A 26,102-nucleotide genomic window follows, 5' to 3' on the forward strand; every position below is an offset into this window, starting at 1 on the left:
CTAGAGCTGCAGCGTCTGCTCCGCTGCGGTCAGGGCCGCTGATCGGTAACCCTGCCCGAAGAGCAGCCAATGGACCGCCAAGTAGAACAGCTGGTGCACGCAGATGCGGTCCTGCCATCCCGGCCGCAGCGGCGCGGTGCGCTGATAGCCGGCCAGCAGCCGGTCATGATGCGGAAACCCGAAGAGCTGAAGCATCGCCAGGTCGCTTTCCCGGTGTCCGGCGTGAGCGGCGGGATCGATCAGCACTGCCCCGTCGCGACTGAAGAGCACATTGCCGCTCCAGAGGTCTCCGTGGATCAGTGACGGCGGCTCGTCGTCGTCGAAGGCTCCAGCGGCGATCTTCTCCTGGGCGGCTGCCAGCACCGCCATATCGTCCTCTGGTGCGTGGACCCTCAGCTGGTCCAGCACCGGCTGCAGCCGCTGCCGGGCATAGAAGCTTCCCCAGCTGCTGGAGGTTCCCGAGCCCATCTCCAGCAGCGCATCCGCCGGGCCGAACAGCGGCGGCTGGCCTGGGGGATGGTCCGGCGGCAGTGCGCCGAAAGGCGTCTGATCCGGCAGGCTGCGGTGCATGCGTGCCAACGCCTCGCCGAAGTCTTCCACCGCCTGCGGATCAGCGGCGGCGGTGCGGATCCTCTCCAGCACCAGGGTGCCCGGCTCGGCGCTGATCATCTGTGCCGCGGCAGGCCCTCCGTGGTCATGGGCCTGGGCCAGCCACCTCAGACCGGCGGCTTCGACCAGCACTGCCTGCGGATGTGCGGGGTCGGTGCGCTTGGTCCAGGTCATCGCCAACGGCTCGGGAAAGCTGCTCAGGACCAGCTGGGGCGCGGATTCAGCCGGGCGGGATCGAATCCGAGGCTGCCGATGACGCACCAGTCCGGTTCGGCCTCTCCGTCGGCAGCGGACGGCCGGTAGACCTCCACCCCGGCCTCCTCGGCGATGAGTGCTGCCGCGGCCCAGTCATGCTCCTGGATGCCGTATTCGGCATAGGCGTCCATAGTGCCGTCGGCCACCATGCACATATCCAGGGCCGCGGCCCCGAGCCGCCGCAGGTTTCCGAAGTGCTCATTGAGCGTGGCGATGGAGTCCACCTGCTGAGCCCGGCGCTGCGGGTCATAGCCGAATCCGGTGGCCAGCAGTCCGCTGCCCAGCTGCCCGGAGGGTCCGCGCAGCGGCACTGTGGCGCTCTGCCCCCGCGCCATATAGGCGCCCAGGCCGCGGGCTGCCCACCAGCTGCGCTGCAGGGCCGGTGCGTTGACCACGCCGACGATCCATTCGCCGTCGGGGGCTTGGACTCCCACCGAGGTGCCGTAGTAGATGATGCCGCGCAGGAAGTTGGTGGTCCCGTCCAGCGGGTCGATGGACCACCGGTAGCCGGTGGGCTCAGCGACTGTAGTGGTGCCGTACTCCTCCCCGGTGATCTCATCCTGGGGCCGGTGCTTGCTGATCACCCCGCGCACCGCCTCTTCGGCGCGGCGGTCGAACTCGGAGACGAAATCAGACTCGGAGGATTTGGTCTCAATGCCGTGGCCGGCGCTGTCCAGCGGAAGGCCGGCGGCCGAGACATCATCCCGGCCGGCCAGCACGGCTGCACCCGCGGCGGCGGCCTGCTGCGCGATGCCCAGCAGATCCTTCAGCGTCCCGGTGTCAATACTCACTCAGTCAACCCCTCTGCTCCCCTGCTCAGCAGGATCTCGAACTGCTCCTCGTCCAGCACCGGAACTCCCAGTGACTCCGCCTTGGCCAGTTTGGATCCCGCATTGGCCCCGGCGACCACATAGTCGGTCTTCTTCGACACCGATCCGGAGGCCCGGCCGCCGCGGGCGATGATCGCCTCCTTGGACTCGTCGCGGCTGAAACCCTCCAGCGAGCCGGTGACCACCACGGTGAGTCCCTCCAGTGTGCGGGGAACGGATTCGTCCACCTCATCGGCCATGCGCACTCCGGCCTCGGCCCAGCGGTCCACCACCTTCTGGTGCCAGTCGATGGAGAACCACTCACGGATGGAGGCGGCGATGACCGGCCCGACCCCGTCGATACCGGCCAGCTCCTCCTCATCTGCGGCACGGATCTTGTCCATGGAGCCGTAGGCGCTGGCCAGCGCCCGGGATGCGGTGGGGCCCACATGCCGGATGGACAGTGCCACCAGTACGCGCCACAGCGGCTGGGACTTGGCCTTCTCCATCTCCCGGAACAGTGTGGTGCACCGGTCGTTGGGCTCGCCGTTCTGCTTGGCGAAGTACCGCTCCACCGTCCATTTCCCGGTGCGGGTCCAGGTCCGGGTCTCGGCCTCGTAGCGGCGCTCCTCCCGCCAGACGTAGATGCCCTTCAGGTCCTCCGGCCGCAGGTGGAAGAGGTCGGCTTCGCTGCGGAGCACAGGGGTCTGCTCCCGGGGGCGGCCCTCGTCGTCGAAGGTCACCTCCGCCCCGGAGGCCTCCACGGATTCGCGGCTGATCAGCTCCGGGTCCTCCGGGCGCCGGTAGTCGGGGTTGGTCAGGGCTCTGCCGCCCTCATCCCCGAGTCCCTCAATATCCAGCGCACCGCGGGATCCGATGTGGATGACCCGTTCGCTCAGCTGGGCGGGGCAGGACTCGGCGTTGGGGCAGCGCATATCCACATCCCCCTCCTTGCTCGGCGCCAGTCGGGTGCCGCAGGCTGGGCAGTGGGTGGGGAAGACGTATTCGCGCAGCTCAGCTTCGCGTCCTTCGCGGGCTGGAAGCACCGGGCCCAGCACCTCCGGGATCACGTCCCCTGCCTTGCGGATGAAGACGTCGTCGCCGATCAGCACGCCTTTGGCGCGGACCACATCCTGGTTGTGCAGCGTGGCCTTGGAGACCACTGAGCCGGCCACCTTCTTCGGCTCCAGCATGGCGAAGGGGGTCACCCGTCCGGTGCGTCCGACCTGTTCGCGGATGTCCAGCAGCCGGGTGGTGACCTCCTCGGGCGGGTACTTGAATGCCGCCGCCCAGCGCGGCACTCGGGAGGTGTGCCCCAGGGTGCGCTGCTGGGCGAAGTCATCGACCTTGATGACCACGCCGTCGATCTCATGGACCAGATCGTGCCGTTTGTCCTGGTGCTCCTGAAGGTACTGCTCGATCTGCTCGTAGGTCTCCAGAATGCGGGTGTAGGGGCTGACCGGCAGGCCCCAGGCCGCCAGCTGGTCATAGGTCTCGTGCTGGCTGGTCAGCTCCAGCCCGGATCGTGCGCCGACGCCGTGGACGTACATGGACAGCGGCCGCTGCGCCGTCTTGGCCGGGTCCTTCTGACGCAGCGATCCGGCGGCCGCATTCCGCGGATTGGCCAGGGGTGGTTTGCCCTCGGCGATGAGCGTCTCGTTGAAGGCCTCGAACTCCTTCGAGGGCATGAAGATCTCCCCGCGGACTTCCAGCTCTTCGGGGTGGCCGGTTCCGGTCAGCTGCTGGGGGATGTCTCCGATGGTGCGCACATTGTGGGTGACGTCCTCACCGGTGACGCCGTCTCCGCGGGTGGCGGCTCGCACCAGCTCTCCGTGCCGGTAGAGCAGGTTGATCGCCAGGCCGTCGATCTTGACCTCCACCAGCCAGCGCACCGGCTCACCCGGACGCTGCTCGGCCAGCGAGGCGACCGCCCGGTCGTACCAGGTGCGCAGCTCCTCCAGGGAGAACAGGTCCTCCAGGGAGTACATCCGCTGGATGTGCTGCACCGGCGCGAAGGCCGCCGAGGGGGCTCCGCCCACCTGCTGGGTGGGTGAGTCAGCGGTCACCAGCTCCGGGTGCTCGGCCTCAATGCGGCGCAACCGGTGGATGAGCTCGTCGTACTCGGCATCGGAGATGACCGGCGCATCCTTCTGGTGATAGGCGATCTGGTGGCCACGCACCTCATCGGCCAGCTGGGAGTACTCGGCGCGCAGATCAGCGTCCGGCGCCTGCGCCGCTTGCTCAGGAACCTCAGTCACCACTCCAGTCTAAAGCGGAGGGAGAAACCCGGCGGGCCCCGCGCCATCGCAGCGACGACGACGGCTGAGAAAAATTCATGGGAAAAATTCAGGTTCTATGGGGTGTTCCGTCAAGGTTGGTCCTTACATTAGATAGTGCCTCTTCAAGGTGCGAGTGATTCACAGCCCCCGGGCCAGCGATTCAAGCGTCCCCCCCTCACGCAGCTGGTCCGGGGGCTTTCTCGTGCCCGCGGCCTAGACTGGGAGGCATGACAGAGGGTCCGACGTCTCCGGTGCGAGCCGATGCCTGGCTGTGGTCGGTGCGGATGTTCAAGACTCGCTCGGCAGCCACTGAGGCATGCCGGGCGGGGAAGATCAAGATCGACGGCGAACCGGTCAAGCCCGCCACGAAGGTCAGCCCGGGCACGCGCATCCAGATCAGCCGGCCCGGATATGTGGTGATCCTGGAGGTGGTGCACACCCACGCCAAACGGGTGGGCGCCCCAGTGGCGCAGAAGGCCTACCGGGATCACTCCCCCGAACAGATCAGGCCCCGGGATGTGGGGCTGCCCCGCCGCGAGCGCGGAACCGGCCGCCCCACCAAACGCGAACGCCGCCAGCTGGAGCTGCTGCGCGGCTACACCAAAGACCGGGGCGCCCACGGCTGAGCCGCCGGCCAGCGGCCGGCGCCGGGGCGCCTCCAGCTCGGCAGATCCAGCGCATTTCGGCTCGCTGTCGGCTGCCGGTCACCGGGCGTTCACCCTGCAGTCACTCATTCAGAAGATTCGCGAGAAACTCACAGGGAACTCCCAGTTGATGTGGGGTGTTCCGTCAAGGTGGGTGCGTACATTAGTAAATACCTCATCAAGGTGCGAGTGATTCAAGCTCCCGGGTCAGCATTTCTGGCGTCCCCCTCACGCTGCTGGCCCGGGAGCTTTCTCGTGCGCTCAGGGGGTGGGAACCGCCTTGCGGATCACCACGTAGTTGAGCACCGCCAGGATGGCCGTCCACAGCGCGGTCCAGCCGGCCAGGGACAGTGTGGTCTGCCGGGAGAACCACTCCCAGATGCTCCCCCAGCCGTCGGCTTGGTTGATCAGCGTCGCTCCGGCGAGAGTCACCACCGCCAGGACCAGGATGATCGTCCACAGCATCGGGACGCTGACCCGGCGGTAGAGGATGGACCAGAAGAATCCGATCATCATCAGCATCAGGTTCACCACCGCGGCCAGCAGGCCGGCCCCCAGGATCCCTCCCTCGCCTTGGACCAGGAAAGGCAGGTCGAAGGTATAGGCGTGCATGCCGAAACCGTCGGTGATCCGCTCCACCCAGATGCCGAACATGAAGGCGATGCCGTAGGCGGCGGACACTACGGCGAAGGCCAGGAAGGCACCGATGACGAAGACGCGGCGGCTGTAGCTCAGCGCCATGGAGAACGGGAAAGTGTGGCTGGCGGTATAGGCCGCCATGAACAGCAGACACCACATAGCCGCCTGCGAGGCACCCGCGTAGAAGGGCTCCGCTGCGGTGAAGGTCGCCTCGGTCTGGAAGGTCAGCCACGCGGCGATGCCGGTGGCAATAGCCCAGGCCCCGGCGAAGACCATCAGCGGGACCCACACCAACGACGACGGGACGGCGAACTGGAGCCGGAAGGCGGCGGGAATTCTGGCGTAGCTGGACTGTGTGCTGCTCTGGGCTGCTGCGACACTCATCGGGTGACCTCCTGGGGATCGGTGTGGGTGCCGGCCGTTGCGGCGTCGGGGTCTCCGGAGGCGGCCTGGCGGGTGGTCAGCCGCACGATCAGCTGCTGCAGGGAGACCGGAACCAGGTCCAGGTCCAGCTCGCGGACCCGCTGAACCTCAGCTTGGGTCAGAGCCCCCAGCACAGTGGTGCGGGTGATTCGGCCCATCTGCTCCTGGTGCAGCACCTCGCGGGATCCGGCGATCTCGGCGACGGCCTCCTGCCGTCCCACCAGGGTGACCGCGCGGTCACGCAGTTGCTCCACCGGCTCGTGGAGCAGGATCTTTCCGCGGTCGATGACCACGACGTTCTCGACCAGATGGGCGATCTCATCGATGAGGTGGGAGGAGAGCACAATGGTGCGCGGATGCTCCGCATAGTCCTCCAGCAGGCGGTCATAGAACAGCTGGCGCGCCACGGCGTCCAGCCCCGTATAGGGCTCGTCGAAGAATGTGATCTCGGTCCGGGATGCCAGCCCGATGATCACGCCCACTGCCGACCGCTGGCCGCGGGACATCTTCTTGATCCGTGTCTTCTTCGGAACGCGGAAGTCTTCGGTGAGCCGGTCTGCCAGGTCCCAGTCCCAGTTCGGGAAGGCTCGGGAGGCGGCGGCGAATGCGTGCTTGGGCAGCGAGTCGTCGATATAGCGCTGCTCCTCCCGCACAAAGCAGATCCGCGGCAGAATCTGCTCATTCTCATGCGGGCGCTGCCCGAAGATGCGTACCTCGCCCTCGGTGGGCCAGTCCTGGCCGGTGATCACCGACATCAGTGACGTCTTGCCCGCCCCGTTGCGGCCCAGCAGGCCGTGAATCATGTTCTCCGCAAAGTCCACGGTCACGCCGTCGAGCGCAGTGGTGCTGCGGTAGCGGCGTGTCACCCCGCGGACCTCAATCGCGGTGCCAGGGGCTGTCTGGCTCATCGGCACTTTCCTCTCACGTGTTCTGCTCTGCGCGCTCGCGCAGCAGCTGGATGACTGTCTCAACCTCGAGCCCGATGTGGCGGGCCTCGGCAAGCAGGGGTGTGAGGTAGTGGTCGGCGAACTGCCGACGGCGCTCAGCACGCAGCTGCTCGCGGGCTCCTTCGGCGACGAACATTCCCAGTCCGCGGCGCTTGACCAGGATTCCCCGGTCCACCAGCAGATTGATGCCTTTGGCGGCAGTGGCAGGGTTGATCCGGTGGAACGCGGCGAGCTCATTGGTTGACGGCGCACGCTCCTGCTCCGCGAGGGTTCCCTCCAACACTTGGGACTCAATCTCCTCGGCGATCTGCAGAAACAGCGGGCGGCCCTCTTCCACGAGCTCACCTCCATTCTTCCGGGACTCTGCCACAGCTTACTCCGGTCCACTACTCATGTGGTTCATTACTTGACTAATGAACCATGTATCTAATGAACCACAGGAGTCCTCCGGGCGTCAACCCGCCGCGGCCCCGGGAGGTCAGTGGTGCCCCCTGGCGCCGAAGGGACGTGGAGCAAGGGGCCGAGGGGACGTGGAGCATGGTGCCGAGGGGATGTGGAGCACGGCCTCCTAAGATGGGGGTATGAGCGGCGAAAACATCGAATGTTGGCTGACGGATATGGACGGCGTGCTCGTTCGTGAGCATGAGCCGCTGCCCGGCGCGGCTGAGCTGCTGGAGCAGTGGCGGCGCAAGGATCTGCCCTATCTGGTGCTGACGAACAACTCGATCTTCACCGCGCGGGATCTGTCCGCCCGGCTGCGCAATTCCGGCCTGGTGGTGCCGGAGGAGCGGATCTGGACCTCGGCACTGGCCACGGCCACCTTTCTGGCCAACCAGGTGGACCGCGAAAAGGGCGCCGGCTCCTGCTATGTGGTCGGCGAGGCGGGGCTGACCACTGCGCTGCATGAGGCCGGGTTCATCATGACCGAGACCAATCCCGACTATGTGGTGGTCGGCGAGACCCGCAACTACAGCTTTGAGGCGATCACCAAGGCAGTCCGGCTGATTCTTGAGGGTGCTCGCTTCATTGTGACCAACCCAGATGCCACCGGCCCCAGCCCCGAGGGGGTGCTGCCGGCCACCGGGGCGATCGCCTCGCTGATCTCCAAGGCAACCGGGTCGGCGCCATATGTGGTGGGCAAGCCGAATCCGATGATGTTCCGCTCGGCCCTGAACCATCTGGGCGCCCATTCCATGCAGACGGCGATGATCGGTGATCGTATGGACACCGACATTGTGGCCGGAATGGAAGCGGGGATGCACACGATCCTTGTGCTCTCGGGAGTCTCGGCGGCCTCGGACATCTCTCAGTACCCGTTCCGACCCAACCGGATCATCGACGGCGTCTACGAGCTGCTGGACGAACCGCTGGACGCCAATGGCGCCGATATCCGCGGCTCAGCCTGACGCTGCGGTGAGACCGGGCCGTGCGGACCCACTCCGGTCCGGCTCGTCTGCACCGCGGCCGGCTGGCCCGCCGACCTCAACCGGAGGCCAGCAGCTCCGCAAGGTGGACTGCCGGCACCTGCGCCAGATCCTGCAGCTGGATGCGGCAGGACATGCCGTCGGCAAGCACCACCGTGCGGCGTCCGTCCTGGGCTCGTTCACGCTGCTGGTCCACTGCCGGCAGCAGGTAGGTCTGCGCCACCGCCACTGAGACCTCGTAGTGGCCGCGCTCCACCCCGAAGTTTCCGGCCAGCCCGCAGCAGCCGGCCACCGAGGTGACCGTGGCCCCGGCCATCTCCAGCAGGCTCCGGTCGGCATCCCATCCGATGATTGAGCTCTGGTGACAGTGCGGCTGGGCGACGACGTCGACTCCGGTGAGGTCCGGCAGCTCCACGCGGCCTTCGCCCACCAGCCGGTTGACCAGTTCGGCGAAGCTGAGCACCCCGTCGGCGACGTCGGCGGCCTCGGCAGCTGCCGAGAGCTGGCCGGCGTCGCTGCGCAGCGTGGCCAGGCAGGAGGGCTCCAGGGCGATCACCGGCACTGAGGAGCTGACATAGGGGTGCAGCTGCTCAATGGTGTCTGCGATCAGCCGGCGCGCCTGATCCAGCTGTCCGGTGGTGATCCAGGGCAGACCGCAGCAGCCTGAGCGCGGGATGACCCGGACATCCAGGCCTTGGCTGCGCAGAAACTCCAGGGCGGCCATTCCTGACTGGGGGAAGAAATGCTCGGTGAAGGAGTCGGCCCAGACCCACACATCCGGTGCCGCAGCTGAGCCGCCGCGCGCAGGTTCCGCTGTGGTGCGGCGGGCCTGCCGGGTGAAGGTGCGGGTGGCGAACTGGGGCACCCCGCGGCGCGGGTCGATGCCGGCCACCCACTTCGCAGCCGCAGCCAGCGGGGGAACTCTCATACTGAGGTTCATCAGCGGCGCGAGAGGTGCCGCGATCTTGGCCCAGAACGGCAGGCGCCCCAGGGTGTAGTGGCTGCGCGGGCGCAGCCGGCGCTTCGGCCGGCCGGATTCGTCCCGGTCATAGGTCTGGTGCAGGGTCTCCGCCTTATAGGTGGCCATATCCACACCCGCCGGGCAGTCACTGGCGCAGCCCTTGCAGGACAGGCACAGGTCCAGTGCCTCGTGGACGGCCGGGTCGGAGAGGCCCCGCACCAGTGTGCCGTCCATGGCTTCCTGCAGGATACGGCCCCGGCCGCGGGTGGAGTCCTTCTCCTCGCCGGTGGCCAAATAGGACGGGCACATCACCCCGTTGGTGCGCGGGGCGACGCAGCGCCCCACGCCGGAGCACCGGTGCACCGCGGCACCGAAGTCGCCGTCGTCCTCCGGAAGCAGCATGCCCGGCCAGGGCAGCTGCTGCTTGGGCTGGGTGGGTCTGATGTCAGCCGTGTGCTGCGCCGGGGGCACCTCGGGCTGGGGAGTGGTGATGATGCCGGGGTTCAGCAGGTTCTGCGGATCGCAGATCTGCTTGGCGGCGGCGAAGAGTCGCATGGATTCGGCGCTGTACATCGTGGGCAGCAGCTGCGAGCGCACCCTGCCGTCGCCGTGCTCGCCGGAGAGCGAGCCTCCGTAGCCGGCCAGCGCCTCCGCGCAGGCCTGCATGAACTCTGCGAACACGGACGTGCTGGAGGGGTCCCCGTGCTGGAAGGGGAAGTCGATCCGGCAGTGGATGCATCCGTCGCCGAAGTGCCCGTAGGGGTAGCCCTGCAGTCCGTACTCGGCCATCAGCTGCTCGAACTGACGCATCCAGGCTCCCAGGTGCTCCGGCGGGACTGCGGCGTCCTCCCACCCGGAGTGGGCGGGGGTGGGCAGGCTGATCCCAGCCAGTCCGGCCCCGTCCTCGCGGATCTTCCACAGGGCGGCGGCCTCGGCGGCGTCGTCGACCAGCCGGTCCCCGACGGCGCCGGAGGCGGCTTTGACCTGCTCCAGCACGGTGAGCGCATCCTCGCCGGCGGTCTCCACGAACAGCCATGACTCGCCCTTGGGCAGGGCGGGCACCCGCTTGCCGGCCCCGCGCACCAGCGCGACCAGCCGGGAGTCCATTCCCTCGCAGGCGATCAGCCGCCCTCGCCCGGCTGCCAGCAGGTGCGGGACGGCGTCGGCGGCCTCGGCGACGCTGGGGTATCCCAGGACCATCAGCCGCCGGCCGGGCTCGTCGCGCACCAGGTGCACTGTGGCTTCCAGCACGGTGCCGAGGGTGCCTTCGGTGCCGGCGAGGAAGCGTTCCACCCGTCTGCGGTTCTCCGGCAGCAGGTGTTCGAAGCTGTAGCCGGAGACCTGGCGGCTGAACTGCCCGAAGCTGGTGCGGATGTGGCCCAGATGATTGCCGGCCAGGTCGATGAGCTGCGCGGCGGTGGACCCCGGAGCTGGGGTGTGCTCGGGGCTGAGCTGGGCGGACTCTCCGTTGCCGAAGAGCACGCTGACCGCTTCCAGATTGTCCACAGTGCGCCCGTATCCCAGCGCCCGGGAGCCGCAGGCGTTATTGCCGATCATGCCGCCGATGGTGCAGCGCGAATGGGTCGAGGGGTCGGGGCCGTAGCGCAGCCCGTGCGGCGCGGCGGCCCGCTGCAGATCCGCGTGGATGACGCCGGGCTGGACCCTGGCGGTCTGCGCCTCTGGGTCAATGTGCAGGATCTGGTTGAGGTCTCGGGTGTCGACGACGATCCCCTCGCCTACGGCGTTTCCGGCGATGGAGGTGCCGGCGCCGCGCATGGTCAGCGGGATCTGCAGCTCGCGGGAGACCTCGCAGACCGCGTGGAGCTCATCGGTATGGGCCGGGCGGGCCACCACCTGGGGGACCACCCGGTAAAGGCTGGCGTCGGCGGAGTACATGCCGCGGGTGAGCACCGAGTCGTCGACGCCGCAGACGCCGGCGCGGCGCAGCGCGGCGGCAGCATCCTGGGTGCGTGCATCGGCAGTGACGGTCACCTGAGCCACCCTCCGGCATTGTCAACAATCCAACACTGGTCTCTGGTCTGCACTGTACCGGCTCGGCCGAGGGGGCGGAAAACCTCCCCGGCACGCCGGCTGATCAGCGGGCGGGCCGCGCTGCGCTGGGCACCGGCGTCGTCAGCGGGTGCGGCCCTTCAGGATCCCGGGGCCGCAGCGCGGGAGGGGCTTCATCTGGAGGGGAACTGGGCGCCCAGCGCGCCGAGCACCCCTCGGGACTTGGTGATGATCTCCTCCCATTCGGCCTGCGGGTCCGAGTCGGCGGTGATCGCCCCGCCCAGCCCCAAGTGCATCTGCCAGGTGCGGTCGCCGCTGCCGGTCAGTTCGGGGGTGCGGCTCAGCACGGCGGTGCGGATCAGCACCGAGAGATCGCAGGCCCCGTTGGTGCTGAAGTAGCCGGCCGCTCCCGAATAGGGTCCGCGCGGACCCGTCCCCAGCCGGGCCAGGACCCCCATAGTGGAGATCTTCGGAGCCCCGGTCATCGAGCCGGGCGGGAAGGCTGCGGCGACGGCGGCGGCCCTGGGTGACTCCGGCTCCAGCTGCGCGCCGATGGTGGAGACCATCTGATGCACGCTGGGGTAGGTCTCCACCGCGCAAAGCCGCTCGACGCGCAGACTGCCCGGCACCGCGCGGATGGAGAGATCATTGCGCACCAGGTCGGCGATCATCACATTCTCCGCCCGGTCCTTGACCGAGGCGGCCAGTTCTTGACGCAGCTGGGCGTCCTGCTGCCGGGTCGCCCCGCGGGGCCGAGTGCCTTTGATCGGCTCGGAGCGGATCACCCCGGCGGCGCTGACCTGGACGAAACGTTCCGGCGAGGTGGAGAGGATGATCTCTCCGCCCTGCCCGGCAGGAGCCAGATACTGGGTGAAGGGGGCACGGTTGGCCTCACGCAGCCGCAGATAGGCCTCCCAGGGGTCGGCGCGCAGCTGCGCGGTGACGGCGGTGGTCAGGCATACCTCGTAGGTGATTCCACGGCGGATCTGCTCCTGCGCTGCGGCGATGGCCTCCAAGTAGTCGGCCCGGCAGTCGCGCACCTGCAGGTCCTCCAGCTGCATCTGCTGCCGGGGAGCCGGGTGCCGGCCCAGTCCGGCGATCTGCTCGGTGACCATCCGGCGCCACTGCTGGTGCTCACCGGGCCCGGCGGGCGAGAGCGTCTGCAGCTCGGCGGCGCCGCTGTGGTGGTCCACCACCACAGCGTGGGTGGCGCGGAAGAAGGCTCCCTGCCCCTCATAGCCGGCCCAGCCGACCCACCCCAGCTGGAAGCCCTGGCTGGTGTGCGCCGTCGTCGTGCCCGTATGCTCCCAGACCCCGGCAACCCAGTCCCAGATGTCTGAGGCTCTGGTGACCTGTTCTGCCAGATCGCCCTGGGAGAAGGCCAGGATGCTGAATCGGCTGCGCTGCGGGGCAGGTGTGCGCGCGTGGTCGCTGCTGTCCAGAAAGGCCGCCGGAGCCTGCGGCCATCCGGCGTGCAGAGCGCCGAAGAGCTCGGCGGCGGCGTCCTCAGCGCGACTGAAGGGCACCGTGGAGCGGCGCACGGGCTGGAGCATACCGATGAGTCTATGGGGCGCGGATCGATACCATGTGCTCATGACCCCGCCGGAAGCCACCAAGCAGCGCGGACGCCCGCGCAGTGAGCAGTCGCACCAGAAGGTGCTGGAGGCCACCGCCCGACTGCTGGGCAGCTCCAGCTATGACTCGATCAGCGTGGAGCGCATCGCTGCCGAGGCCGGCGTCGGCAAACAGACCATCTACCGCTGGTGGCGCAATAAGGCGGAGGTGGTGCTGGAGGCGGTGCTCACCGGCTACGTGGAGATGGAGCTGGTGCCTATGGATGACACCGGTGACCTGCACCAGGACCTCAGCGCATGGATGCAGGGCATGCTCACCGAGGGGTTCCGCGAAGAGTTCATCGCGATGGCGCGCAGCCTGATGGCCGCCGGGCTGGAGGGCCTGCCGGAGACCGCCGAGCTGATCCGGCAGGAGCATGCCTGGGAGTCCGGGGCCCTGATGGAGCGGCTGCGCAGAGCCGCCGAGCGCGATGAGCTCAGGCCGGGAGCCGATATTGCGGCAGCGGCCTCAGCGCTGATCGATCCGCTGCTGTTCCGCATTGTCATCGGCAAGCCCTGCGCACCCGCGTGGGGACAGGCTCTGGTGGACACTGTGACCAGCGGCATAGCAGCAGACCGGCCCGCCCGCTGACCTGCGCCGATGGGGCTGACTACGCCGGCGGCAGCGGCGCGGAGCATGCCTGGCCGGCGAACCAGACAATTGCGAGACGTTGCGTTCCGTTATGATGGGATGCGGCTGCCCTGACCACCCCTACCCTGTGCGAGGACCCCACTCGATGGCCAGACTTCTCTACCGCCTCGGCGCCCTCGCCGCGCGCCGCGCCAAGACCGTGATCGCCGCGTGGCTGGCCGCCCTGGCTGCCGCGGTGCTGGCTTTCGCCGCATTCGGCGGCACGCTGACCGACCAGATCACCATGCCGGATATGGAGACCACCGAGGTGGCCGACCGGCTGGCCGAGGAGCTTCCTGACGCCGGGGGTGGATCGGCCACTGCAGTGGTCCGCACCGAGGACGGCGATGCCTTCACCCAGCAGCAGCGGCAGCAGGTCGCTGAGCTGATCGACCATGTGGAGGCCCATGGCGCGGTGGAGGAGGTGTCCAATCCCTTCGCCGTCCAGCAGGAGCGCGAGGACGGCCGGGCCCAGCTGGAGGATGCCCGCCAGCAGTTGGAGGAGATGCCCGAGGACTTCGACATTGCCGAGGCGCGGGCGGAGATAGACGCCGGACGCGCCGAGCTCGAGCAGACCCGCGAGCAGCTCGACGCCGGCTGGGAGCAGCTGGAGAGCGGTCTGGAGCAGGCCGGTGTGAGCCTTGAGGAGCTGCCCGAGCGCCGCGCCGAGGTGGAGGACGGGCTGGAGGAGCTCGACCAGGCTGACGCGCAGATCGACGCCCAGGTCCAGCAGGCCCTGGCCGGGGGGTACTGGCCGGAGGTGGAGGCTGAGCTCAATGCTGCACGGGCTGAGGTGGTCGACCAGCGCGAGGCCCTGCAGCCGCTGCTGGCCCAGCTGCAGCAGGCCGAGCAGACCGCGCAGCAGCTGGAGGAGGCCGAGGAGGAGTGGGCCGCCGGCTCCGCGGAGCTGGATGAGGCCGAAGAGGGCTTGTCCCAGCTGGAGGAGGCCTTCGACGCCGATGAGGACCCCATGGAGGTCCTCGAGCGCAATGAGCGCCTGCTGGAGCTGACCGAAGGCGCCCAGATGGTCTCCCCCGAGGGCGACACCGCCATCCTGATGGTCACCTTCACCGAGCCCCTGGAGCGGGTCGGCACCGAGACCCTGGCCGAGGTGTCCCAGTCGCTGACCGAAGTGCAGATTGATGGCGCGGAGGTGCTTCCCGGAGGCGATCTCTCTCTGGAGATGCCGCACCTGTTCTCCACCGCGGAGGCGGCGGGCCTGGTGATCGCCGCAGTGGTGCTGCTGGTGATGCTGGGAACCTTCATCGGCGCGGGCCTTCCGCTGCTGAATGCGGTGGTCGGCGTCGGCATCGGGGTCTGCACTGCGCTGGCGTTCTCCTCTGCGGTGGAGATGATGTCGATGACTCCGGTTCTGGGGCTGATGCTGGGCCTGGCGGTGGGCATCGACTATGCGCTGTTCATCATCAACCGGCACCGGCGCCAGCTGAAGGATGAGGTGCCGCTGGAAGAGTCCATCGCTCTGGCCAACGGCACCGCCGGCAATGCGGTGGTCTTCGCCGGGGCCACTGTGGTCATTGCGCTGCTGGCGCTGAACGTCACCGGTCTGCCGTTCTTGGCGCTGATGGGCACCGTGGCGGCGTTCTGCGTCGCCGTGGCGGTGCTGATGGCCACCACAATGACGCCGGCGCTGCTGAAGCTGGTGGGGTGGCGGATCCTGCGGCGGAAGGAGCGGCGCTACATCGGCCTGGAGGCTCCGCAGACCGCGGAGTCGAAGGTCACCGCGCCGATGGGCCGGCTGCGGGCGGTGGGCTTCGCCGTGGTCTCCGCGGCGACCCTGGCCCTGCTGGCCGTACCGGCCTTCGATATGCGCCTGGCTTTCCCCGATGCCGGCTCCGACCCGGAGGACTCTGCCTCCTTCCAGTCCTATGTGGCCACTGAGGAGGCATTCGGGCAGGGCATGAACGGCCCCCTGGTGGTGGCCGCGGACCTGCCGGAGGGCATGGAGGATGCCGCGGCCGAGGACTTCCAGCTGGACCTGGCGGATCAGCTGGCCAGTCATGAGCACGTCGACGCCGTGGTGCCGATCGCGCTCTCTGAGGACAACAGCCTCGCCGCCTATCAGGTGATCCCGGTGGACGGGCCGGCTGCTGAATCCACCGAGGAGCTGGTTCACCAGCTGCGCGGCAGCGACGTGCTCTCCGGCAGCGAGGTGGCCGAGGCGGAGCTCTCCGTGGCTGGTATGACCGCGGCCCAGATCGACATCTCCGACATCATCGCCGAGGCTATGCCGGTGTACCTGGGGCTGGTGATCGGGCTGTCGCTGCTGCTGATGATCATGGTCTTCCGCTCGCTGCTGCTGCCTGTGGTGGCGACCGTGGGCTTCATCGGTTCGCTGGCCGGCTCCATCGGCGTGGTGGTGGCCGTCTTCCAGTGGGGCTGGTTCTCGGAGATCTTCGGCATCGGCAGGCCCGGTCCGGTGATGACCTTCCTGCCGATCCTGATGATCGGCATCCTGTTCGGCCTGGCGATGGACTATCAGCTGTTCACCGCCTCCGGGATGCGGGAGGCCTATGCCCACGGCTCCCCGCCCCGGCTGGCGGTGCGGCGCGGGCTGCATGCCGGCCGGGCTGTGGTCACCGCGGCCGCGCTGATCATGTCCTCGGTCTTCGCCGGGTTCGTCTTCACCCCCGACCCGATGATCGCCTCCATCGGCCTGGGGCTGGCCGCCGGGGTGCTGCTGGATGCCTTCGTGGTTCGCCTGGTGCTGGTGCCTTCGGTGCTGAGCCTGCTCGGCCCGGCCGCTTGGTGGATCCCCGGCTGGCTGGACAGGATCCTGCCCGACGTCGACGTCGAAGGTGCGGCCCTGACCCGCGAAGCCCACTCAACGGCAGCCTGAGGCCCCACCGCCGCCGGCGGTCAGTCGCCGCAGACCGGGTCCGCCGGTGTCAGCCGCTCAGCGCCTGGTCGATCGTGGCGGCCTGGGCGGCGGCTACCTGGAGGAACTCCTCCTCCGTCAGGCCGACTGAGGACATCATCACCAGGTTGTGGCCGGCATCTGCTGTGGCGGAGTACCCGGTGATCCGGGGCGGGACGCCGTCCCGCTCGCTGCGCATATCCAGGCTGACGCCGGTGAACCCTTCGGCGTTCAGCGGGTCAATCGTCACCGTATCGGTGGGACTGTCCAGGCCGCCGTCGCAGGCCTGGAGTATCTGGTCCCAGACCCGGGCACTGTCGACCTCGCGCTCATAGCTCAGCGCCCACACGTACAGGCGCGCCTCCCCGGCCTCCTCACGCGGAAGCTGGAACTCGTGGACCAGACCCTCGACGGGGTCCCCGCCGATCAGCTCCACGTTGATGGTGTCCATCGCTGTGGTGCACTCGTTCTCTCCGAAGGTCTCGCGGTAGTCCTGGTGGGCTACGGCGATGAACTCGGTGAAGTAGCCCAGCCCCACATGAGTGGAGTGCCCGGTCGGCGGAGCGGGCAGATCTGCGGAGCTGACCAGCAGATCCATCAGCTGGTCCTCGTCCAACGGACCCAGACTGGGCTCCGGCTCCTCCCCGCCGTCCTGGGGGTCCTCTGTGGTCTCCTCGGTCGGCTCAGCGGCCTGCACCGTGGTCGGCTCGGCCGACTGGACCGCGGGCTCCTCCGACCCGCATGCCGAGCTTCCCAGCATGACCGCAGCGGTCAGGCACAGGGCCGCGGCAGTACGACGGCGTCGCGGCGGGGCTGCGGTCTCAGGGCGAGTCTGGGGCACGAACGCTAAGACTAATTGAAATTTCAAGCAACGCATAGGTGAGGTGACTGACCAGTAGTTTTGCCAGCCAGCGCCGGCTAGCCAGTGCCGCCGGGCATCTCACTGCAGGGCGGAGGTCAGCCGGAAGACGTTGTCCAGGTAGCGGATGTGCCAAGGGCGGGTCTTCCACTCCTGCAGGTCCAGGGGCTCGGAGATCCGGCGGTAGGACTCGAAGATCCCGCGCAGTTCGGCCACCTTCTGCTCGTCGACCACCATCAGGGTGACCTCCAGATTCAGTGAGAAGGACCGCATGTCCATATTGGAGGAACCCAGCACGGCGACGTCGTCGTCGACCAGCATGAATTTTGCGTGCAGCACATCCGGCTCCGGATAGCGCAGGATGGTGATTCCCGCCTCCAGCAGCGCCTGATAGTAGGACTGCTGAGCGTGCTGGACCGTGAACTGGTCCGCCCGCCGGCTGACCATCACCACCACCTCCACATTGCGGTAGGAGGCATTGGTCAGCGCGTAGAGCAGCGAATCGTCCGGCACCAGATAGGGAGTGCAGATCACCAACCGGTCAGTGGCCTGGTAGATCAGGTCGTTGAACAGCCGCAGATTGTTCTCATCCGGAAAGCCCGGCCCGGACGGCACCACCTGAACCAGGGATCCCCCGGAGGCGGCCTCATCGGCTTCCAGGTCGACCAGCAGCTCTGGGCCCAGGTTCTCCCCGCTTTCGGCGTACCAGTCGGTGGCAAAGACAATGTCCAGCCCGGTCACCGCCGGGCCGGTGAGGCGCGCGTTCAGCTCCACCCAGCGGCGGTTGATCCGTTGGGCGGAGCGGCGCTGGTAGTGCGGCTCGATGAGGTTGGCAGAGCCGGTGAAGGCCACCAAGCCGTCGACCACCACAATCTTGCGGTGATTGCGCAGGTCCAACCGGGAGAAGCGGCGCTTCAGCGGCCGGACCGGCAGCGCCCGGTACCACTGGTAGTTGGGCCACCGCTGCGCAGCGGCGCGCAGCCGGCGCTTCAGACGCCGGTAGCCGCGCACCCGCCAGGTGCCTAAGTGATCGTAGAGCAGCCGGACGGTGACCCCGCGGGCTGCGGCGCGCTCCAATGCGTCCAGCACCACCCCGGCGTACTCCGGGTCATCGCCGACTATGTAGGAGATTACGTGCACATAGTCCTCGGCCCGGTCGATCTCCTCGGCCACCGCGGTGAAGAACTCCCGGTAGCCGGAGATCAGGGTGATCCGGTTGCCCTCCTGCAGCGGGAAAGCGCCGAGCTTGCGGTTCAGCGCAGCGGTGGCGCCGAGCTGCTCGTCGGAGCTGCGGAGCTGGTCGGAGAGATCCATGTGGCTGGTGGCCTCCAGCAGCGCCTCGTTCATCCGCTGCTGGCGCTGCTGACGTCTGCGGGAAAGCTTATTGCGCCCGATGAGCAGAAACAGCGGAAGCGCGACCACAGGGATGAAGAAGATGGCCAGCAGCCAGGCCATAGCGGTGTTGGGGCGCCGGTTGTCAGGGATGATGCCGAGCACCGCCACGCGGATGCCGACCTCCAAGGCGGTGACGATGATCACGATCCAGGCCGGCAGCCCTTCGATGCCCAGTCCGCTCAGCGGCCACAGCATGGTGCCCGCTCCCCCGCGTCCTGCGCCCGAAAGGTCATCTTCCCATCCTATGGGGCGCCCGCCACGGGCAGCGTCCACCGCAAGGGCCCGCCCGCACTCCCGCGTGGCCCCCGGCTCACCTCCCGGCGTCGCCCCCGCGCCGTCGCCCCCGACGTCGCCCTGCACGCTCCGCACCCACCCCCGCGCGTTACGTGCCGCAATGGCCCAAACTGCCCGCTCCACGTCGGTGGTTTGGGCCCATCTGACACGTAACGTCCGCGGGCGGCGGGTAGGCTGGATCTATGGCTGAGCATTTCCGGGAAGACTCTGTCACCTCCGTCGCCGTCCGCCTGGATGCCGAGCATCCGCGGGGGCTGCTGTTTGACCCGCACCAGCCCCAGCTGCGGGTCACCGACCTGGGTGCGGTCCGCGGCGACGGGATCTTCGAAACCATGCTGGCCATCGGCGGCCACGTTCGGAAGCTCGGACCCCATCTGGACCGGCTGCGCCGTTCGGCAGAGATCACTGAGATCGGCATCCCGCCCCACCACGCATGGCAGGCGGCAGTGGAGCTGGGCCTGGAGGAGTTCCGCACCCGCGGCACTCTGCCGGACCAGCTCAGCATCCGGCTGACCGCCACCCGGGGGGTGGACGGGGAACCGGCCAGCGAGGACCCGCAGTGGGCGGGCACCTACTGGGTGCTGCTGACGCCGGTTCCTGACTCAGTCAAGCAGCGTCGGGGCAAGCCCGTGGCGGTGACTCTGCTGGACCGCGGCTATGACTCGCAGGCAGCCGAGCGGGCGCCGTGGCTTCTTCTGAGCGCGAAGACGCTGAGCTACGCGGTGAACATGGCGGCCCTGCGCTGGGCGGCCAAGCACGGATTCGACGACGTCGTCTTCACCACCTCCGACGGCCACGTACTGGAGGCCCCGACCTCCACGGTGCTGATGATGACTTTCACCGCCGACGGCACGCCCCGGCTCATCACCCCCACCCTGAAGACTGGGATCCTTCCGGGCACCAGCCAGGGCGCGGTCTTCGCCGCGGCCGAACGTGCCGGGTGGGAGCTGGGCTACGGTCCGGTCACCCCGGAGGACCTGGTCTCGGCCGACCACGCGTGGCTGCTCTCCTCAGTGCGGCTGGCCTCCCCGATCAGCCGGATCGACCAGACGGAGATGGCCGTCAGCGAGCACTACACCGCCGAATTGATGGAGTTCTTGGCCCAGGATCTCGCCGAGACCTATCCGGAGGAACCCCGCTGATCCGGCTCGCCCGCAGCGGATGCTAATGTGGTCTGGCACACCTGCACAACTGAATAGCACCAACTGTCCGACAGGGGAGCGCCCGCCGGAGCCGTCCGGCTCCCCAGGCGCTGAGAGTGGGCTGTAGGCCCAGACCCTAGAACCTGCACAGGCTAGAACCTGCGAAGGAAGTCGTAACTATGAGCACCTCTGCATCTCTGCGCACCCGCTGGAACGTCAGCGACATTGTGGTCGCCTCAACTCTGGCCGTGGCCTCCGGCGTCATCTTCTGGGGCTGGAACCTCTCCTATCACGCAGTCAGCACGCTCTTCGTCGCCTATCCCCCCACTGCCTCTGTGGTGGCGGGCATGTGGCTGTTCCCAGCGGTGCTGGGGGCGCTGATCATCCGTAAGCCCGGCGCTGCCATCTACTGCGAGATGGTCGCCGCCGCGGTCTCCGCGCTGCTGGGCTCCCAATGGGGGCTGGGCGTGCTGCTCTCGGGATTCTTGCAGGGTCTGGGCGCGGAGCTGATACTGCTGGCGTTCCTCTACCGCCGGTTCACCCTGGACGTGGCGGTCCTGGCCGGCGCCGCTGCCGGATTGGCCGGCGGCATCAATGAGAACTGGATCGCCAGCTACTACCAGTACGACGCCGTCGGCACCGTCGTCCACATCGCCGGATTCGCCCTCTCCGGGGCGGTCATCGCCGGAGCGCTGCCGTGGCTGGCCACCCGTGGACTGGCTGCCACCGGGGTCCTCGGTCCGCTGAAGTCCCGCCGGGCCCATCTGGAGTCGGCGCTGACCGGACGCACCCGCACGGCCGGCACACCGGCAGCCTGACCACGGTGGGCTCTCACCACAGGGGGCGGCTCCCCGCGACCTTCGCGCCGCTGTCCGCATCGCACGCTGCGCCCGCGGCCCCTGCCCAGCACCGATCTGCACCGGACTCTGAGGTCCCAGCAGCGCCGCCGTCGGCATCCGGGGCCGGGGTGGCCGTCACCGCCCGGGGCTTCACGTACCAGCACGCTGACCGGACGCGGCCTGCGGTGGCCGGTGTGGACCTGGAGATCGCCCCTGGTGAGAAGGTGCTGCTCGCCGGGCCCTCGGGAGCAGGCAAGTCCACGCTGCTGCATGCCCTTGCCGGGGTGCTTCACCCTGATCAGAGCGAGCGCCCCGAGGAGGAGGCTGCGGCTGCCACCAGCACCGGTGACCTGCTGCTGGACGGCATTCCCGCTGACCAGGCCCGCGGCCGTGCTGGGCTGATGCAGCAGGACCCGGAGTCTCAGGTGGTGCTCTCCCGCATCGGTGACGACGTCGCCTTCGCCTGCGAAAACCTCGCCGTCCCGCCTGACGAGATCCCTGCTCGGGTCCGGCAGGCGCTCAGCTCGGTGGGCCTGGACCACCTTCCGGCGGATCATTCCACCGCCGCGCTCTCCGGCGGGCAGAAGCAGCGGCTGGCCCTGGCGGGGATCCTGGCGATGCGGCCGGGTCTGCTGCTGCTGGATGAACCCACCGCCAACCTTGATCCGGCCGGCACTGAGCAGGTCCGTGATGCCGTCATCGCAGCCGCCCGCAGCACCGGTGCAACTCTTGTGGTGGTCGAACACCGGCTGAGCCTGTGGGTCGACCACGTGGACACCTTGGTGGTGCTGCAGCCGGGCGGCGGGGTGAGCTGCCGGGTGCCGGCCGGCGCGCTGCACACCGATCAGCGGCTGCGCGGCCAGCTGACCGAGGCGGGCCTGTGGGTGCCCGGCGCCGATCCGCTGGCGGGGCTGCCCGCCTGGTCCGGTGCCGGCCGCGCCCCCTGCGCCTCTGAGCCGCAGGCGCAGTCCGGCGGCAAGCAGCTGCTCACCGGCAGCGGGCTGGCGGTCCACCGGCAGAGTCCCCGCCGATCCTGGCGCCGGGGTCCGGCGCCGCAGCCGGTGCTCTCAGGAGTGAACATCTCGCTGAGCCCGGCCACAGCGGTGGGCATCACCGGTCCCAACGGCGCGGGAAAGTCCACGGTGATGCTGACCCTGGCGGGTCTGCTGCGGCCCCATGCGGGCACACTGCGCGCCGGAGCGGCGCTGAAGGGTGAGCGCGGCCAACACCTGCCGGATTCACCCGCCGACTGGCGGTCCGAGGACCTGACTTCACGGATCGGCACAGTGTTCCAGGAGCCGGAGCACCAGTTTGTGCGCAGCACGGTGGCCGATGAGCTGCGCCTCTCCGCCGAACGCGCCCGCGTCCCCGGGTCCCGACGCCCGCTGTTCAGCGCCTCCGAGGTTGATGAGCGCGTGAAGCGTCTGCTGCACCGGCTGCGTCTGGAGGATGCGGCCGAGGCCAATCCGTTCACCCTCTCCGGGGGCGAGAAGCGGCGCCTGTCGGTGGGCACCGCCCTGGCGGCCGGGCCCCAGGTGCTGATGCTCGATGAGCCCACCTTCGGTCAGGACGCCCACACCTTCGCGGAGCTGATCGGACTGCTGCGGGAGCATATCGACGACGGCGGCACCGTGCTGGCAGTCACCCACGACCAGGACTTCCTGCGCGGGCTGGAGGCAGAGCGGTTCGACGTCGCCCGCTTCGCCGACCGGCCCGAGGGTGCGCGCAGCGGGGCGGACGCTGCGGGCAACGGCCCAGAGGGTACGCGCGGCGGGCCGGACGCTGTCGGCAACGGTCCTGAGGTGTCGTGGTGGGGCCGCAGCGGTCGGGACACCTCCTGGTTGGGCCGCCGCGGACCGTTGGCGAAGCTCTGCGCGCTGGCGCTGATCACGGTGGCGCTGATCGCCACCATCGACCCGGTCTCCGCCGGCGTGGTGGCCGCGGCCAGCTTCGCGCTGCTTCCGGCCGCCGGCATCCGGCTGCTCACCTTTCTGCGGCGGATCTGGATCTTCGCCGTCGCCTCGCTGCTGGCGGTATGGGGCGCCGCGGTGGCAGCTGAAGAATCAGGCCGGGTGCTGCTGGACCTGGGCGTCACCACGGTCTCCACCGGCTCGCTGGAGCTGGGGCTTTCGCTGGGCGCCCGTGCTTTCGCCATCGTGCTGCCCAGTGTGCTGATCTTCTCCACCACCGATCCCACTGACCTGGCCGATTCCCTGGCCCAGCAGGTGCGCCTGCCCGCTCGGTTCGTGCTCGGGGCGCTGGCGGCGATGCGGCTGCTGGGGCTGATGGCCGAGCACTGGACCGCTCTGGGCCATGCCCGGCGTGCTCGCGGACTGGGGAATCAGTTCCTCACCCAGTCCTTCGGGGTGCTGGTCCAGGCGATTCGCATGGCCACTCGGCTTGCGGTGACCATGGAATCCCGCGGCTTCGGGGCCGGTCCGCGCACCTGGTCTCGGCCTGCCAGCTTCACCGCCTCCGACGCGCTGGTGGTCGCCGGCGGAGCAGTGATAGCAGGGGCAGCCACAGCGTTGGCCGTCCTGGCAGGGACGTGGAACCTGGTGTGGCTCAACTGAGCAGCGCCCCGGTGTCTCGACCCTGAGATCCGGCCTCAGAAGTCCAGGTCGCTGCGGGCGTTCTCCAGCACCGGCAGCACTGTGCGGGCCTGCTGCACGGTCTCCGGATCCAGGTCTGCCACCAGCAGCTCCGGCGCCTCGCCGGCTTCGGCGAGGATCTCCCCGGTCGGTGAGACGATCAGCGAGTGGCCGACTCCGGTGGGTGCACCGTCGGGGGCCCGCACCCCGGCGGCTTCGGGCAGGCCCTGGCCGCAGGCGATGACGTACTGGGTCGAATCCAGCGCGCGGGCCACCGCCAGTGTGCGCCACTGCTCCACCTTGCCCGGCCCAGGGGCCCAGGAGGCCGGAACCAGTGCAGCTTCTGCGCCGGCGCGGGCCTGGGCCTGGAAGAGCTGGGGGAACCGGATGTCGTAGCAGGTGGCCAGCCCGAAAGTCATCCCCCGTGCAGGGAACTGGACCAGGCGGTCGCCGGCCTGCACATTCTGCGACTCCTGGAATCCGAACGCGTCGTAGAGGTGGATCTTGTCATAGGAGACGAAGACCGAGGGCCCGGTGGCCAGCAGCGTATTGCGCACCCGCGGCCTGCCCTGGTCCGTGGGGTCTGCCGGAGTGAACATCCCGACCACCACAATGAGTCCGTGGCGCTGAGCGATCCGATGAACCTCATCGGCCCAAGGGCCCCAGATCTCCTCCACGATGGGTTTCAGCGGGTAGCCGAAGGCCCGCTGCGTGGCCTCGGGGAAGACCACCAGCTCGGCGCCGGCCTCAGCCGCCTTCGCCGTCCACTCATCCACCAGGCGCAGGTTCTGCTGGGGATCTTCACCTGTGACCACCTGTGCTGCCGCAATACGCATATCTCTACTGTATGCCTGGTCAGGGCGGTAGGCTGAGGGACAGATACACGCCGGGCCCGGCGCGGGCGGCGTCAGTGCAGTCGGAGCGGAAGTGAGCGTATATGGACAAGCTGGTGGAAAAGGGACTGACCGTCGGGATCTCCCTGGGAGCGGGCCTGATCGCGACCAAGACCTTCGACTTCGTCTGGAAGCAGGTCACCGGTGAGGACACTCCCAAGCATGAGGACATCGACGCCGTCTCACTGAAGAAGGCCCTGATCTTCGCGGTGACCTCGGCAGCCGTCAGCGGAGCCGTCCAGGTCCTCTCCCAGCGCGGCGCCATGGCCGGCGCCCGCAAGTTCCAGACCGCCTACGGCAAGCGCTCCGAGGTCTGATCCGAGGCTGCAGCACAGTCCCCGCCGAATTCGGCGCGCCAAGAGACGTCCCACAGGTGCAGCCGGCGCCGGCCGTCGCGCTGGGAGCCGCACCGCAGGTCAGCCGCACAGGCACGGCAGATTCGAGCGCCGCCGGCGCGACGGAGCGTGAGGCCGAAGGCGGCTCAGAGGCTCTTCTTCGCGTCCCGGCCGATCAGGTAGGCCAGACTGACTCCTGCCACCACGGCTGCTCCGAAGGAGAAGCCGGCGGCGACCGGAGGCTCGCCGGTGAGCACGACGATGCCGGAGATGACCGCCAGAATCGTGATAACTCCGAAGGCGATCTTAAGAATCATGCCCTCACCTTATCCGACCTGCTGCCGCAGGTCAGAGGACTTCAGCGCGAAGTCCCCTTCGCGGTGGATCCGCGTGCGCTCCTATGCTGCTGAGCGCCCGGGGCTTATTCGCAGCCGGCGTCCCCGGGGGCCTCAGTCACCGCTGACTTCGCGGCGCACACCCTTCTGCCGGCTGATCCGCTCAACGGTGGCGGCAAGCTCATCGTGGGTGAGCAGGTCCGCCCGCATGTGCTTGGTTCGGTAGCCTGCCCGGCCCACCACATGAGCGCTCACCGGAGCGGTGAGGATCATCAGGCCCCAGGCCAGCAGGGCCACCGCAACCCACTCCCAGGCCCGCCACATGATCGCCGCCGAGAGCACCAGCATGAGCAGGCCGAGCACCTGCGGCTTGGTGGCCGCGTGCATCCTGGAATGCAGGTCCGGGAAGCGCACCAGCCCGATGCCGGCCGCAAGGGACATCAGCCCGCCGACCACCATGAAGATCGCCGCCACGCCGTCAAGGACTGCGTCCAGACTCATCGCTGACCTCCTCTTCCCCCAGATCCGTCCCGGCCGGGGGTGTTCTGCTCGGGGCCGCTCTGGTCAGCGTCGGGCGGTGCGCCGTCGTGCTGGCCATCCCGGTGCTGCTGGTCAGTCCGGCGGGGCCGGAACCCGGACTTCGTCAGAGCGGTGAACCAGGAGGTCGACTCGTTCTCCTCCTGGCTGACCTGCCCTTCGGCCGCTCCACCGGCAGGCTCGCGGGCGGGAGCACTCTCCTGGCCGGGCCGCTCGCCGTCCAGGGCGGCCGCCTGCTGGTCCGCCTGCAGCGCGGCCTCGGCGGAATCAGGGGTGCGCACCGCCACATAGCGTGCGATCGCCACTGCACCGAGGAAGCCGATCACCGCGGTGACCACCACAAAAAGGATGAAGTCCTGGTGCCTCCGGAAGGCCATATCGGCCAGCATCACCGAGCCGACGATGATCAGGATGACATCCACACTGATGACCCGGTCCAACACCGAGGGCCCGCGGTAGACCCGGTAGACCGCGCACAGCGCCCCGGCGGCCAGCAGCACCTGGGTGATCCAATACGCCGCCTCTAACATGGTCATGGTCGCTCACCCCCGCGCAGGACGGCGCTGTCGCGCTCGGTCTTGGAGAGTCCAGCGGTGCGGCCCAGCCGTTTCTCCGCCTTCACCACCGCCAGATCAGAATGGCTGCCCAGGGTGCGGATCAGCAGCGCCTCGGTGCGCAGCGCGTCCTGCCGGATCCGCTCAGCCCGGACGTCGTCGTCGACATTGAGCGTGTGCAGGTACAGCGTGGCGGTAGTGCGGTCCAC

Annotated in this window: 22 protein-coding genes, 1 pseudogene and 1 riboswitch; of the genes and pseudogenes, 8 read left to right on the forward strand and 15 right to left on the reverse strand. The window is 68.7% G+C overall.

The features are described 5' to 3' along the window. Genes Q1K09_RS07120 through ligA form a run of 3 tightly spaced genes read right to left on the reverse strand, consistent with a single transcriptional unit; the run spans position 1 to position 3,931 of the window. Entirely contained in the window at positions 1–783 is a 783-nt protein-coding gene (locus tag Q1K09_RS07120; RefSeq protein WP_300344252.1) for a fructosamine kinase family protein, read from the reverse strand. A 23-nt stretch (positions 784–806) separates the two neighbouring features. Next, complete coding sequence (locus Q1K09_RS07125) at positions 807–1,655, reverse strand: inositol monophosphatase family protein (protein WP_300344253.1); 849 nt, start codon at positions 1,653–1,655, stop codon at positions 807–809. After that, positions 1,652–3,931: an NAD-dependent DNA ligase LigA gene (ligA, locus tag Q1K09_RS07130; RefSeq protein WP_300344254.1), complete on the reverse strand. Its 2,280-nt coding sequence runs from the start codon at positions 3,929–3,931 to the stop codon at positions 1,652–1,654. The genes Q1K09_RS07125 and ligA overlap by 4 nt, the downstream gene beginning before the upstream one ends. A 248-nt stretch (positions 3,932–4,179) precedes the next feature. Between ligA and Q1K09_RS07135 the strand changes: the two genes are divergently transcribed. After that, on the forward strand, positions 4,180–4,578 hold the full coding sequence (locus tag Q1K09_RS07135; protein ID WP_300344255.1) for an RNA-binding S4 domain-containing protein: 399 nt from the start codon (positions 4,180–4,182) through the stop codon (positions 4,576–4,578). A gap of 279 nt (positions 4,579–4,857) precedes the next feature. On the opposite strand, the gene Q1K09_RS07140 is transcribed toward Q1K09_RS07135, so the two are convergent. From Q1K09_RS07140 to Q1K09_RS07150, 3 genes are read right to left on the reverse strand one after another with little or no spacing between them, the layout of a single operon-like run. Beyond that, a complete protein-coding gene (locus tag Q1K09_RS07140) occupies positions 4,858–5,619 on the reverse strand; it encodes a hypothetical protein (RefSeq protein WP_300344256.1) in 762 nt (253 codons plus the stop codon). Next, the gene (locus tag Q1K09_RS07145; RefSeq protein WP_300344257.1) at positions 5,616–6,566 is read right to left on the reverse strand and encodes an ABC transporter ATP-binding protein; all 951 of its coding nucleotides are present in this window, start codon (positions 6,564–6,566) and stop codon (positions 5,616–5,618) included. The genes Q1K09_RS07140 and Q1K09_RS07145 overlap by 4 nt, the downstream gene beginning before the upstream one ends. 13 nt (positions 6,567–6,579) lie before the next feature. Continuing rightward, positions 6,580–6,942, reverse strand: a complete 363-nt coding sequence (locus Q1K09_RS07150) for a GntR family transcriptional regulator (protein ID WP_300344258.1) — start codon at positions 6,940–6,942, stop codon at positions 6,580–6,582. A 244-nt stretch (positions 6,943–7,186) separates the two neighbouring features. On the opposite strand from Q1K09_RS07150, the gene Q1K09_RS07155 reads away from it, so the two are divergent. Next, positions 7,187–8,011: an HAD-IIA family hydrolase gene (locus Q1K09_RS07155; protein ID WP_300344259.1), complete on the forward strand. Its 825-nt coding sequence runs from the start codon at positions 7,187–7,189 to the stop codon at positions 8,009–8,011. Positions 8,012–8,087: 76 nt separating this feature from the next. Here Q1K09_RS07155 and Q1K09_RS07160 read toward each other — a convergent pair whose 3' ends face one another. Further along, on the reverse strand, positions 8,088–10,982 hold the full coding sequence (locus Q1K09_RS07160) for an FAD-binding and (Fe-S)-binding domain-containing protein (RefSeq protein WP_300344260.1): 2,895 nt from the start codon (positions 10,980–10,982) through the stop codon (positions 8,088–8,090). Between the two features lie 191 nt (positions 10,983–11,173). Next, complete coding sequence (locus tag Q1K09_RS07165; protein ID WP_300344261.1) at positions 11,174–12,553, reverse strand: anthranilate synthase component I family protein; 1,380 nt, start codon at positions 12,551–12,553, stop codon at positions 11,174–11,176. Positions 12,554–12,593: 40 nt separating this feature from the next. On the opposite strand from Q1K09_RS07165, the gene Q1K09_RS07170 reads away from it, so the two are divergent. Next, positions 12,594–13,205, forward strand: a complete 612-nt coding sequence (locus Q1K09_RS07170) for a TetR/AcrR family transcriptional regulator (protein WP_300344262.1) — start codon at positions 12,594–12,596, stop codon at positions 13,203–13,205. Positions 13,206–13,350: 145 nt separating this feature from the next. Continuing rightward, on the forward strand, positions 13,351–16,101 hold the full coding sequence (locus tag Q1K09_RS07175) for an MMPL family transporter (protein WP_300344263.1): 2,751 nt from the start codon (positions 13,351–13,353) through the stop codon (positions 16,099–16,101). A 49-nt stretch (positions 16,102–16,150) separates the two neighbouring features. Here the strand turns inward: Q1K09_RS07175 and Q1K09_RS07180 are convergent, their stop codons facing one another. Beyond that, a complete protein-coding gene (locus Q1K09_RS07180) occupies positions 16,151–16,960 on the reverse strand; it encodes a hypothetical protein (protein WP_300344264.1) in 810 nt (269 codons plus the stop codon). 99 nt (positions 16,961–17,059) lie between these two features. Further along, positions 17,060–18,568, reverse strand: coding sequence for a cardiolipin synthase (gene cls / locus Q1K09_RS07185; protein ID WP_300344265.1), 1,509 nt, complete (start codon positions 18,566–18,568; stop codon positions 17,060–17,062). A 281-nt stretch (positions 18,569–18,849) separates the two neighbouring features. Between cls and Q1K09_RS07190 the strand changes: the two genes are divergently transcribed. The 3 genes from Q1K09_RS07190 (at position 18,850) to Q1K09_RS07200 (ending at position 23,221) form a co-directional block, all read left to right on the forward strand. Continuing rightward, a complete protein-coding gene (locus Q1K09_RS07190; RefSeq protein WP_300344266.1) occupies positions 18,850–19,809 on the forward strand; it encodes an aminodeoxychorismate lyase in 960 nt (319 codons plus the stop codon). 62 nt (positions 19,810–19,871) lie between these two features. Further along, positions 19,872–19,996, forward strand: a riboswitch (TPP riboswitch). Beyond that, positions 19,989–20,627 carry an ECF transporter S component gene (locus Q1K09_RS07195; protein ID WP_300344268.1) on the forward strand — a complete coding sequence of 213 codons (639 nt, stop codon included), beginning with the start codon at positions 19,989–19,991 and terminating at the stop codon, positions 20,625–20,627. Its footprint overlaps the riboswitch before it by 8 nt. A 5-nt stretch (positions 20,628–20,632) precedes the next feature. Next, positions 20,633–23,221: an ATP-binding cassette domain-containing protein gene (locus tag Q1K09_RS07200; protein WP_300344270.1), complete on the forward strand. Its 2,589-nt coding sequence runs from the start codon at positions 20,633–20,635 to the stop codon at positions 23,219–23,221. Positions 23,222–23,256: 35 nt separating this feature from the next. Here the strand turns inward: Q1K09_RS07200 and Q1K09_RS07205 are convergent, their stop codons facing one another. Next, complete coding sequence (locus tag Q1K09_RS07205) at positions 23,257–24,075, reverse strand: carbon-nitrogen hydrolase family protein (protein WP_300344271.1); 819 nt, start codon at positions 24,073–24,075, stop codon at positions 23,257–23,259. 101 nt (positions 24,076–24,176) lie between these two features. Here Q1K09_RS07205 and Q1K09_RS07210 point away from each other — a divergent pair, with 101 nt between their 5' ends. Further along, entirely contained in the window at positions 24,177–24,449 is a 273-nt protein-coding gene (locus Q1K09_RS07210) for a DUF4235 domain-containing protein (RefSeq protein ID WP_300344273.1), read from the forward strand. 164 nt (positions 24,450–24,613) lie between these two features. On the opposite strand, the gene Q1K09_RS07215 is transcribed toward Q1K09_RS07210, so the two are convergent. The 4 genes and pseudogenes from Q1K09_RS07215 to Q1K09_RS07230 all read right to left on the reverse strand — a co-directional run. Beyond that, on the reverse strand, positions 24,614–24,784 hold the full coding sequence (locus tag Q1K09_RS07215) for a hypothetical protein (RefSeq protein ID WP_300344274.1): 171 nt from the start codon (positions 24,782–24,784) through the stop codon (positions 24,614–24,616). A gap of 132 nt (positions 24,785–24,916) precedes the next feature. Further along, a complete protein-coding gene (gene mnhG, locus Q1K09_RS07220) occupies positions 24,917–25,303 on the reverse strand; it encodes a monovalent cation/H(+) antiporter subunit G (RefSeq protein ID WP_300344275.1) in 387 nt (128 codons plus the stop codon). After that, positions 25,300–25,875 (reverse strand): monovalent cation/H+ antiporter complex subunit F, encoded by a 576-nt coding sequence (locus tag Q1K09_RS07225; RefSeq protein WP_300344276.1) that lies wholly within the window; start codon positions 25,873–25,875, stop codon positions 25,300–25,302. The genes mnhG and Q1K09_RS07225 overlap by 4 nt, the downstream gene beginning before the upstream one ends. Then, positions 25,872–26,102 (reverse strand): annotated as a pseudogene (locus Q1K09_RS07230) (hypothetical protein); the annotation flags it as partial. The pseudogene Q1K09_RS07230 and the gene Q1K09_RS07225, both read right to left, overlap by 4 nt.

Origin of the sequence: Nesterenkonia sp. (assembly GCF_029265375.1) — a bacterium.
Taxonomy (GTDB): domain Bacteria; phylum Actinomycetota; class Actinomycetes; order Actinomycetales; family Micrococcaceae; genus Nesterenkonia.